General features: G+C 34.3%; 11 protein-coding genes. All 11 read right to left on the bottom strand.

The genetic code is table 11. The features are described from left to right. Positions 1–208: IS66 family insertion sequence element accessory protein TnpB (gene tnpB / locus ES044_RS17315; RefSeq protein WP_147187440.1), on the bottom strand; the 208-nt coding region annotated here is incomplete at its 3' end. A 290-nt stretch (positions 209–498) separates the two neighbouring features. Then, positions 499–1107, bottom strand: a complete 609-nt coding sequence (locus tag ES044_RS17310; RefSeq protein ID WP_147120567.1) for a hypothetical protein — start codon at positions 1105–1107, stop codon at positions 499–501. A gap of 13 nt (positions 1108–1120) precedes the next feature. Further along, a complete protein-coding gene (locus tag ES044_RS17305) occupies positions 1121–1306 on the bottom strand; it encodes a hypothetical protein (RefSeq protein ID WP_147120568.1) in 186 nt (61 codons plus the stop codon). 224 nt (positions 1307–1530) lie between these two features. Continuing rightward, positions 1531–2787: an FISUMP domain-containing protein gene (locus ES044_RS17300; RefSeq protein ID WP_147120569.1), complete on the bottom strand. Its 1257-nt coding sequence runs from the start codon at positions 2785–2787 to the stop codon at positions 1531–1533. Between the two features lie 87 nt (positions 2788–2874). Continuing rightward, entirely contained in the window at positions 2875–3846 is a 972-nt protein-coding gene (locus tag ES044_RS17295; protein ID WP_147120570.1) for a hypothetical protein, read from the bottom strand. A 222-nt stretch (positions 3847–4068) separates the two neighbouring features. Then, positions 4069–5373, bottom strand: a complete 1305-nt coding sequence (locus ES044_RS17290; protein WP_147120571.1) for an FISUMP domain-containing protein — start codon at positions 5371–5373, stop codon at positions 4069–4071. A gap of 328 nt (positions 5374–5701) precedes the next feature. Further along, positions 5702–6319 carry a hypothetical protein gene (locus tag ES044_RS17285; RefSeq protein WP_147120572.1) on the bottom strand — a complete coding sequence of 206 codons (618 nt, stop codon included), beginning with the start codon at positions 6317–6319 and terminating at the stop codon, positions 5702–5704. Between the two features lie 109 nt (positions 6320–6428). Beyond that, complete coding sequence (locus tag ES044_RS19295; RefSeq protein ID WP_262712592.1) at positions 6429–6551, bottom strand: hypothetical protein; 123 nt, start codon at positions 6549–6551, stop codon at positions 6429–6431. 166 nt (positions 6552–6717) lie between these two features. Then, complete coding sequence (locus ES044_RS18670; protein WP_189663339.1) at positions 6718–6861, bottom strand: hypothetical protein; 144 nt, start codon at positions 6859–6861, stop codon at positions 6718–6720. Positions 6862–7812: 951 nt separating this feature from the next. Continuing rightward, the gene (locus tag ES044_RS17280) at positions 7813–8085 is read right to left on the bottom strand and encodes a hypothetical protein (RefSeq protein WP_147120573.1); all 273 of its coding nucleotides are present in this window, start codon (positions 8083–8085) and stop codon (positions 7813–7815) included. Positions 8086–8819: 734 nt separating this feature from the next. After that, on the bottom strand, positions 8820–10376 hold the full coding sequence (locus ES044_RS17275; RefSeq protein ID WP_147120574.1) for a T9SS type A sorting domain-containing protein: 1557 nt from the start codon (positions 10374–10376) through the stop codon (positions 8820–8822). Positions 10377–11082: the final 706 nt, after the last annotated feature.

The following is an 11082-nucleotide window of genomic DNA, read 5'->3' as shown; positions in this document are numbered from 1 at the left end:
CTAAACCTTCCTCTATATTATATTCTGGAAGCTCAAAAATCCCTTTTTCCAATCGCTTATAATAAAGAACAAAGCCCCCAACTCGCCAATGAAGTAGCTTTAGTTTATCTTTCTTTTTATTGATAAAGGCATACACTACATTAGTGTTCTGGTTTTGATCCATGTGTTCTTTCACAATACCGCTCAATCCATTAAATCCTTTACGCATATCTACTGAATTTAGATAATAGTAATAGGTGTGCTCTGTTCATAATCCTAACATGGTTTTATTTTTTACAAAAATCAAAAGAAATTAGGAACCCCACAAGATGTGCATAACCAGACGCTTACGTTTGTAGTGCTAGTAAACCTTACTTACAACCTCTTTAGGTATGAACAAGTTTCAAGATTAGATAGGATAGTTATGCCTAGTTGGTAAATTAAAAAATCATAAAAACCTAAAAATAAGATAGTTATGAGTTAGTTAAGAATTTTTAAAATGATAGAGTTCTTTAAATCTCAAATTAAAAATTTGATAGATAAAAGGTGGTGATGAAAATTGATTAATAGAGGTTGCCTTATATTCATTTGAGCATACACACTGTCTAGCGGTTGCCCCATGTTTTCTAATAAAAAGTAATGCCCCTCTATCAATTCTTGCAACAGCCCAGAAGTTTTAAAATTAGCATTGGTAAAATCGATGGCTCTAAACTGCGCAATGTCTTTTGGCAAACGTTCTCTATCATTGCGTATGGTGTTTGGCATTTGGCTCACTAAAGTTTGCATGGGCGCATACCAATGCATATAACTGTCTTTTGGTAAGTTTTGCAAAGCCGTTGCATTTCTAACTGCTATGCTTTGTATTTCTTTTTTGATGCTACTGATAACTTTTGGACTATGCTCTTTAAAATAAGGTGCACTGTAGAGCTTGTCTAAATAACGCCAAGCACTAGACGCATTATTATTTAAGCTGGTATTTTTAGCAATCTTTACAAAGCTGTTATTTTCTGTACTATTTTTAAAAATAAGGCTGTCTGGCTGTTTTAAATGGGTACCTTTTAAAGAAAGCTTCTCTTCTCCTAAAACAAGTATTGCAGTACTGTTGTCTTGTGTTTTTAAAATGGTCATACCCCTATATTTTTTAGGATAGGCTAAAAAAACCTAAACTGTCTAGGGTACTGTTGGCTAAAATATTGGTATTATAATACTGAAACCCAGTTAAGCTAATGGTTTGGCCGGCGTGGTTTTTTAACTGACCTTTTAAGCTTTGTGCATTTGCAGCAAGGGCAGTGCTTAAGGTAATGAGTGCTACTAGTAATTTTTTCATGGGGTATTGTATTTGCCATTAAAACGCGCTACCTAAAAAAAATAGCTGTATTTATGTGTACTTTATATTTATTTGTTTCCTAAAAACATTTTTCTAGCAACTGGACTAAAAACAGTTTCGTTTATAACCTTAAAAAAGTGTTCTTCATTTACTAGGTTTTTAACGAACGAACCGCTCTAAAGTGCAGTGGCGCGTTTACGTATAAAAGGTTTCATACCTAGTGCTTACTCTTTAATGCACCGTATAGCGTAGCCATCTGCTCTTGAGCGGGTGACCAACTGAATACGGAGATCACGGCGCACTTGCCTGATCTCTAAAACTTGCGCTTTACTACTACTGATACTGCTAGACCAATAGAAACCAACAGTATTCTCAACACGGAGCTCCCCATCTCTGGAGGTTCGGCCACCTGCCCTTGTTAATAATAGCATACTTTTATGTGTTATTGACGTTTCTTCGTTATTTAACTCGGTTATAGTAGGTACTCTAAAACCACTAGGGCATGGGTCTTGTGCTCCTTTCGTTTCACCAGTCCAGCGGCTATCATCTGGGGTACTTAACCAGTCGCCACCATCTGCATTGGTGATAAAGTCAGCACCTTCAGTACCACTCTCAACAGGTCCTGCAAAAGTCTTACTTGCTTTCACTTGGTGCCCATCTGTAGTTCTGCCCCATTGATAAAGACCTCCATAAGCAGTAACATCTATAGTACTTGTTGCCACGTTCGCTGCACCTAGGTTACGATCCATCCATATTTTACCGGTAAAACTTGCCACATTTGTGGCAAGCAATGTATACATGGCTGTTACTTCTGCTAGCGTAGCTCTTACATCGGTAAATGCGCTACTATAGTGTTCAATATAATTGTTATAGCTCTCTAGCTTGGTATCCGTTCTACCACTAGAGGAGAGCCACTGTAAATCTTGTAGCGTAACGGTTTGTTGAGTCGCAATTTTTTCTAAAACTGCATTCACGATGTTATTTACAGTGTTGATAGCTGCTTGTACTTCTGTTGGTGTTGCCGGGCTTGCAAAGAGCTCTGCATTGTTGCCAATATAGCTGCGGTAAGAAGATTCATTCGCATTGGTAATACCCGTTAACACTGGTAAAATGGCATTTAACTGTGCTGTGGTAATTGCAGAAGTATTGTTATCTGCCTCTGTGCCTATTTGCGCTAAAAAGGTAGCACTATCTATAGCTGCGCTTAAACCCTTGCCATTTATTAGACCTATATATCGAAGGCCGTTAAAGACAAAAATTCCTTTTATGTCGCAGTCTGTGCAATACATTAACAAACCTTCTGCGGGCTCCTCAATAGCTTGTATTTCACTTATGGACAAACGTGGGAGTAAAAATCCTTTTGTGGTACTTTTTAATTCTAATGCTGCGCTACTTTCTGGGGTACTAGTACCAATGCCTACTTGGGCAAAAGTGATACAACTGATTGTGATCAGTGCAAAGCTTAATACTAATTTTTTCATGTATATATTTTTAAAGTTGGTTTATATGCATGGGGGAGTGTGTTGATGATTTCTTTTGTAACAAATAAATGCAACAGAGAGGGTCTTTTACCCTTTAAGTCTTTTTTTATAAACACTTAAAACTCCGTTAAAGTTGGTTAGTTTATGAGCATTTTTAACTGTTTTGGTTAACGCAGCAATCATATTGTCTTTGCCTGCTTTTGTGAGTTCTTTGGTTAAATGCACCACAAATTCTGTGTACACTTTATCCGAAGAAATTCTATTTAAAATTGTTTTTGTATCGTCAATAAATTGGGAATCTTTTTTAAGTACTTTGGTTTGTAATTGTACCCAAGTATTTATAACACTTCCCCAAAAATTAGAGGTATATAGCAGCTCATATTCTAATTCATGCACAATAATACTATTGATGTTTTTAGCTTTTAAAGCTTCATCTTGGGTAATAATACTGCCAATACCTCTAGTAAGGTTTACAATTTCTATGAAACGCGCCGCGTATAAATTGGTGTTTTTTAGTTTCTTTACAAATATAACGTATTCTTTTAAAATACGTTTGTATTCTTTATAAAAACATTTGTGTAATTTGGTGTTTTTATCATAGGCTTTTGTAGCAGCCAACATAGCATCGTGCTTGGTAAAAAGGGCTTGTAGCTCTTTTTGAGCACTTTTTTCGAAAATATTTTCTTCGGTATTTTTATAAATAATGCCTTCGGTGGTTGGAACCTCTTGCACACAAGCTACCGAAAAGTCTTCATTATTAATCACCAACTCTAAACCACCACCGGTTTTACTATTGGTAAGATACCACATGGCCATGCCTTTATACCCTTTGTATTTCTCTGGTATTTTAAGCTGTACTTTACCATTTGCTGGTATGCTGTCTTTTTGTAAAACAACATGTTTGTTACCTTGCACAATTTTAAACTCGTAGGTTTGGCTTGCAAAATAAGTGAATTCTAAATTAATAGTTTGGGCAGTTGCCCCGATACTCGTTATAAATAGTGTTATATTAAGAATATATTTAAGCATTAAAGCAATATTCAATACTAATTTTTTCATGTGTGTGTGTTTAATAAATTTACTACTTGTTTAATGTTCTTCATTGACCGTATTTCTGCGATTTTAAAAAAGCTAAAAGATACATGCTCATGAAAACTACTTTTTTACTGTTTACCGTGTCTTTTAAAAACTGACCACCCTAGAAAAGGATGGCCAGTTAAAGTGCTAAAGACTATAAATACACGTACTTAAGAAAAAACTTAAGCCGCACATATAAAATTTCTATTCCTGAACGCAACGAACAGAGAAGCCGTACGTACGATTGCCGTCGTCCATGAAGGCTTTAGTGGTGTCAAAGGTTAGGAAATGGGCGGAGCTATCACCCACTGAACTAGACCAATAGTAGCCGTTGACGCCACGGTTGGTCAACGAACCATTATTGTAGCCGCGAAAGCCAGCTGCCAGCAAGGTTAATTTGTTTACCCCAGAACCAAACTGCTTTGCAGCACCAAAGTTTGTTGCGGTATTGTTAAATGCACCAATATTGGTTGCAGTGTTGTTAGCAATAACAGCATCCCATTGCGGCTTGGTGGGTACTCTAAAACCATTTGGGCAAGGATCGTTTGCTGTTTTACTTGCATTTAACCAAGCAACGTTGGTGGCAATTGCAGTATTCCAACCAGAAATAGCAGCACCTTCTGTATAGGTATCTGCTACCTTAACTTTCCTACCCCATTGGTAGTAGTTACCATGTATAGCTTGTACAGGTGTGTTGGCATCTAAAGTGTTGTCACCCCCTAAGTTATGTGCCATAAAAGTTACAGAATTAGAAGCACTTATTTTTACATCTACAAAAATACTATTCACAAAATTAATAGCTGTTTGTACTTCTGTTTGTGTTGCTGGGCTTTCAAAGAGCTCTGCATTGTTACCAATATAGATTTGATATTGATCTTCAAAGTTAAAAATAACACCTGTTATAGCAGGCAAAATATGATTTAATTCTACAGTAGTAATTGTAGAAGAACCTGCGTCTGCTTCTGTACCTATTTTTGCTAAAACAGCAACATTGTTTACACTGTTAATAGCCTCTTGTACTTCTGATTGTTGGGCTGGCTCTGAAAATGAATTCTCATTGTTTTTCATGTACAAATTGTACAACGAAATATTATCACCATTTATAGCTGTTAAAACAGGTAAAATAGCATTTAATTCTGCAGTGGAAATGGTAGAATCACCGCCTGCCTCTGCACCTATTTTTGCTAGAATGACATCACTTGCATCATTATTAACTGCATCAACAGCTGCATTTAAACCCAAGCCATTTAACAAGCCTACAAATGTAGCCCCATTAAATATAAAAAGACCTTTTACATCGCAATCTGTACAATAAAACATTAATCCTTCTGCGGGTGTCTCAATTGCTTGTATGTCACTTATAGACAAACGTGGTGGTAAAAACCCTTTGGTTGTACTTTTTAATTCTAATATCGCAGAAACATCTGGGTCACTTGTGCCAATACCCACTTGGGCAAAATTTGCAAAAGTGGCTGCTATTAAAGCAACGCTCAATACTAATTTTTTCATGTGTGTGTTTTAATAAATTTACTAATTATTGTATTCAAGACCCTGTATACCGCATTGTATTTGTTGTGTATCGTTTTCGATACACCAAAAAGACATCACCTTGTATACATAAAGTACTTTTTTGTTATTTTTGTTAAAAAATAGATTTCTTTTGATGCGCAACTTCTTTTAGCGTTGCTTAACGATCATAAAACCTTACAATCTTATAATCATAGTAGCCAAACTAATAAACTTCTGTTCACTTTGCCATACCGCATTGTGAACGCATCTGTTTTTAGTTTGTGCAGGCAGAGCCTCTTTTTATAAAAAAGTCCTTATTTTCTAAAAACTATCTACTTTGTTTAACAGGAGGTGGTAAGGAATAATAACCACTTAAAATAGGTGCTTTACGCTGAAATACTACAGCCTTGTACGTGTATAAACATGAGGTAACATTCTTAAAAAAACACTGCAAACGTACTAGCGTTTGATGGTGTTGCTTTTTGGCTTTTATACCAATTTTAAAAGATTGTTGTTGTTGTTGTTGTTGTTGTGCAATAATACCCTTCTGGTAAGACTTGCCTGTAAACCGATAATACAACGGACTTTTAAACGCATCTACCCTTTTAACAAAAGCTAGTGCTTTTTTAACGGGTTGTATTTTAGCTTTACCAACAATAGTAATTAGTTTTTCGGTTTTAGCTAGTATTTTTGTGTCTGATAGATACCTTACTTTTAAAATAGTATTTGTACCTGTTTTCATAACCGTTTTTTCTTTCACATAAATAACGCCAGCTATTTGAGTTTTTGGCTTTGGCGTTACAACTATTTGATCTATCCCTGTAATAATCGTACCCGTTTGTACATTAAAAGCAGCCGTATTGTTTTGAGAAAACATAGCACAACACAAAAACACTCCGATAAGCGTAGCGTATATTTTTTTTGTTATGTGTCTATTATTTCTCACTTTTTTCTGAACTAATTTTTGAATGCGCCCACCGGATACGTATACTGTTTTTATACTTTATTATTTATTGCTATAATTCTATACGCCCTTTATGCTTTTGTTCTGCTTCTTAATTTATACGATGCATACAACACCCTATTTTTATTTTATGTTTTAAACTGCCCACAGCATCTTCGTTTGTTTTACCTTTTTGTACCGCCCTTATATTTGGTGTAGATTTTAGGGGGCTCATTTTTTTTTAATTCCTTTAAGAATCAACGTCTATTTATATTCAGCATTCAACAATTTTATTTTTTTTAACAACGTTTGATTTGTATTTGTGTCTTCTTAAAACGATTGCTTTTCAACTAAAATAACTACGGATGCTCATTTCTATATTCCACAAAAAATAAATCCTGTTAGTATAACCGGTCTACATAAGAAAGCAGCGTAATTACATAAACAATTAATAACGTTACAATAACCCAAGTAATTACTTCTAGTATATTTGAGTATTCCTGCTCTTTTTTCTGCATTCTTAACTTTTCTAATTGTCTGTTCATGTTTGCTTACAACTCAAATTATTGCTTGTTTTTTATCAACAATTAATCTTTTTACCAATGAACAACCTCGAGGCAGAGCCATCGAGGTATCAAGCTGAAAAAAACCTTATTTTTAGTTTGATGAAAACCCAGGTTTTCAAACTTTCCTCTTGACCACCGACGCAGAGCGTCGGGGAATTCTATCGATTAAATCTTTAAACAAATAACTAAAAGATACTTGTGGGTTCTTGACTCTATTCGTTTTAGAAAATTTCTTTTTTGGCTCACGGCTCACAGTTTTTAGCATAGGTATTTATATAATGCTACTCTTGTTTTATTTTTAAACAACTTTATCGCTGGTATTTGCATCCGCAAGCTACACTATTTAACTCTTTTACCTAGCTTTCATTCTTACGAGTTATGTATGGTTTTTTTAAGTAGATTTATTCATATTTAAAAATTATCTATACTTTGTAAACCATACCCATTCATTGCCATTGGTGCCTTTAAACAGCAGTAGATATTTATATCAACTTAAATTTTTGTATGATTATTTGGTACTTAAAAAAAACCAAAAATTAAGCGTCACAATTCAAACACTTATACAGTTTACTGCCAGGCAACAGGCGATACAAAAGTTTTCTACGAGCTCTTGTGATACATGATCTATCTTTCGTTTTACATTTGAGACACATATTCTTTAATATTTATCGTTTTAACATCATGTTTAAGAATGTTTTAAAGAGCCATCTAATTGATAAAACTTATTTCTATCCTTTTTTAACATTTCGCATTCACTTTTTTTGGATACGTTCTCATGGTTTTTACAGTATGCTTGCTTTTATCCTTGCTTAGAATGTTATTTTTAAAGCGCTCCTATTAAATAAGTCGTTTCCTAAATTTTGTATGATTGCCTATTTTTTATTATTTTACTAAGCCCCCTTTAGTTTATCGCTAAAGAAACAGTACTTCCTACACATGATTTGTTAAAAGGTAATAGGTTAATAACCCAATTATACATAAACCAAGTACAATAATGCTACCGAGTGCGTAGTATATACAGCGCAAATTAAAGGCTGTGCTGGTACCCTTTTTTTTCTTAAAAGCCTTTGTTTTTGTATCTAAATTAGGTTCTTTTAATGCTGCAAACGTTGTACCTATTCCGTGTATAAAACCCTTGTCATAATCGGTTTTCTTGGTGTTATTCTCTAAATTTAAAGCGTACATAAAGTCTTTTTTATTCATCAGTACCGTTTTTAATTATTGTTTCTTTTAAAAATCAACTCGATGTCTTTATGTTAGATTCCTCTAACTCCATCACAACTATGTTATCTTTTAAGTAAATTTTATAATTCCAGAAATCTACATATTTGGTAGTGCATTTAAAAAAGCTATGCAGCTTACTACCAAGTAGTATCTTAAAAATAAATTTTCTATGCCGTTTTATTAAGGTCGCTTTGTCTTGGTTTTTACAGGTAGGACACATCTATAATTTATACTTTTTAAGAACCCCTAGTGCTGAGCTTGCAGTACTTTTAGGTCTCTTTTTATTTTAATAATACAGGCTATTAAAAGCACCGTATCGCTAACATTTACAAAAAAGTTATCGTAACCGACGGGATTACTATGACTCATTTATTGGTATCAAAACTTAAAATTTTATGCTTTTGAGCTCCATTTTTATGTTTTGCTAATTTTAACAAAAACCCGAATTTAGCTCTCGAACTATAATTTAGATTAAAATTTGCCAAAACCCTCCCCTTGTGGTACTGGTTGATCATTACTCCCAGCTTGTGCCTTTTGTGGATTTAAAATCATATAAGTACCCAAAGCCGTTAATGCGGCATACTTACCATAACTTCCTATTTTTTTTTAGCGCCTCTTTTCGTGTTAAGTCCGCTTGTGTTTCTTTTTGATTATCTGATACTCTATTTTTATCAGTCATGCTTATTTTGGTCTTTTTTTCTACTTGAGAGATCTTATTGTATTCGTAATTTTTTGGTTTGTTTTGTTCCGTTTGCCATGAGCTGAACTACATAAATACCCGTTGCTAAATTTTGTGGTAATGGAATGTCATTTACAGTTGCCATTTCAAAATTGTAAGACAATACCTCTTTCCCTAAAAGCGTGTACATTTTTAACGTTGCACTGCCTTTTTGCTGTGATCCTGCAACTCTTAAATTAGTGTTGCTTGTCTTATACATATTTATGGTGCTTACTATAGCTGCGTCTTCTGTATTTAAAACATTTTTATTTGAAGTGTGTATATAAAAACGACCAATACCATTAAATGCCTTTTTAGAAGTAACTTGGTATGCACTAGTAGTAATATCTGTATACGTTTGTGCTTCTTTGTCTTCTAAAAACACTTTTACGTCGGATGGTAAATGAATAGCTTCGGCACTAAAAGAAATGCTTTCATTGGCTGGCGCTTTAATAGACAGCGGCACAATAGAAGTTTCGTACTCTTTATTTGGTAAACACTGCAAGGTAAAATTGGTACCTTTACTATCTGCCACCAAATGAGTGTCTATTGCTAAAACAGCTGAACCCTCTTGGTAAGTACCGGCATCGTACCCAACATCTAAACCTTTGGTTGCATTCTGTAAATACTTAATATTAGTTGTTGTTGTATTGCTACCACTTTGTAAACTCAAGGTTATTTCTGGTGTATCAGCTCTTTTGTATAAAGTAACAGCTTCGGCTACTTGTTCTCTTTGTAAGTTTTTCGGAAATGTAAAATCTAAATCATTACTTTTTGTACGTATTACAAAGGCTTGCCCTGGTGTTAAATTAAGCGCATCTGACGAATGATTAAAAGGCTTGTAAGTTATGCCATCCCAAAAATACAAAGCCTCAAAACCCGTGTCTAAATTATTTATATTCTGATTTAAAATATTATTTGTATCATTTGCTTTTATATTAGCAGGCATAAATGATGGATATGGATTACCTACTACCGACCACCTATGATTTGTTGATGCAGGCAGCGTAACAGTAACATCTGCAGAAGCCAAAGCACCATTAAAGGTGTAATTTCCGGCTTCAACTCTTAAATTAGAGTACCCAATACCATTCATAAAATTACCCGCACTACTAGCTGCTAATGGACCTGCTGTTGAGGTGTAATACTCCCATCGAGAACCCGATGGGTTTTCATTATTATACCTAGAAACACCATAATTATTGGTATTACTTTCACGAATAGCATTTGCTTCATTTACTACAAACGCACCAATATCTTGCGTCATTACAGGGGCAGAAACAAGATACCAAGTATCTGAAGGTATATATTTTATGTATGTAATGTTTCCTGCAGCTGTTCCCGATACAATTAATGAGCCGCTATTCGTTGCATTTGAACTTATAGTTACTACTCCTGTTCCCGAAACGCTCAAATTATTATTTACATACAAAGCGTTGTTTGGCAAAACAAATAAAGATCCGCCCTCTACGATATGGAGCTCTTGAGCTTGTAATTGATTCGCAAGCAATAAAGCCATTGCCAGGAAAAATAAATTGTATTTTTTTTTCATGTTATTAATACTTTTATAGACTCACAAATTTCTAACCCAACAGAAAAAAAAAAAAGCTCAAAAAGAATACGAGTGTACTCTATAGAGAGTAATAACGACTCAAAAAAAATAATTAAGTACTCTTTTAACCAAAAGCTACATTTTTATAATGATTAGGCATGCAAACCAATAAAAAACATGCCGTTTTATTGGTTTAGAGAATAATAAATCTTATTTTGCTTTTTGAGGTGTGCAGCATACAAAAACAGCAATGTTTTCTGAAAAGCACCACGCAAAGCGTCACAGAATTGAACCAAAAATCACTACATATATTAGCACAAGTGCTGCACGTGAAACGAAATAAGCGAACTAAAAAATTAGATTCAACTTACAATTTTTGAAATTATCGTTGTATTCTTCTTCAAAATTAAATTTTGCCGATTACATTTTCTGATGTTGCTTACCAAGTAAGCTTTCGGAAATCAGAAGGGCGCAATAGGCACGTTGCAATAGGATTGTAAGTAAGTATGTATGTAAATTAATTCATCAAATAACGATACGTTACAAAAACGATGGGCAGAAGAAAACTATTGTAATTTGGTAACTATTCAGCCATTTCCGGTAGGAACGGATTTTTGCTAAAAGCAAGCTGAATATTTTCTAGTACTTTTTGTTTATTTTTTTTGAGCGTTGTAATATATCCTCTAATTCTAGCAAAATATTGTGC

Source organism: Polaribacter sp. IC066, assembly GCF_007997085.1.
In the GTDB taxonomy this organism is placed as follows: Bacteria; Bacteroidota; Bacteroidia; order Flavobacteriales; family Flavobacteriaceae; genus Polaribacter.
The sequence above is the reverse complement of the archived record's forward strand: the minus strand, read 5'-3'. Positions and strand labels throughout refer to the sequence as shown.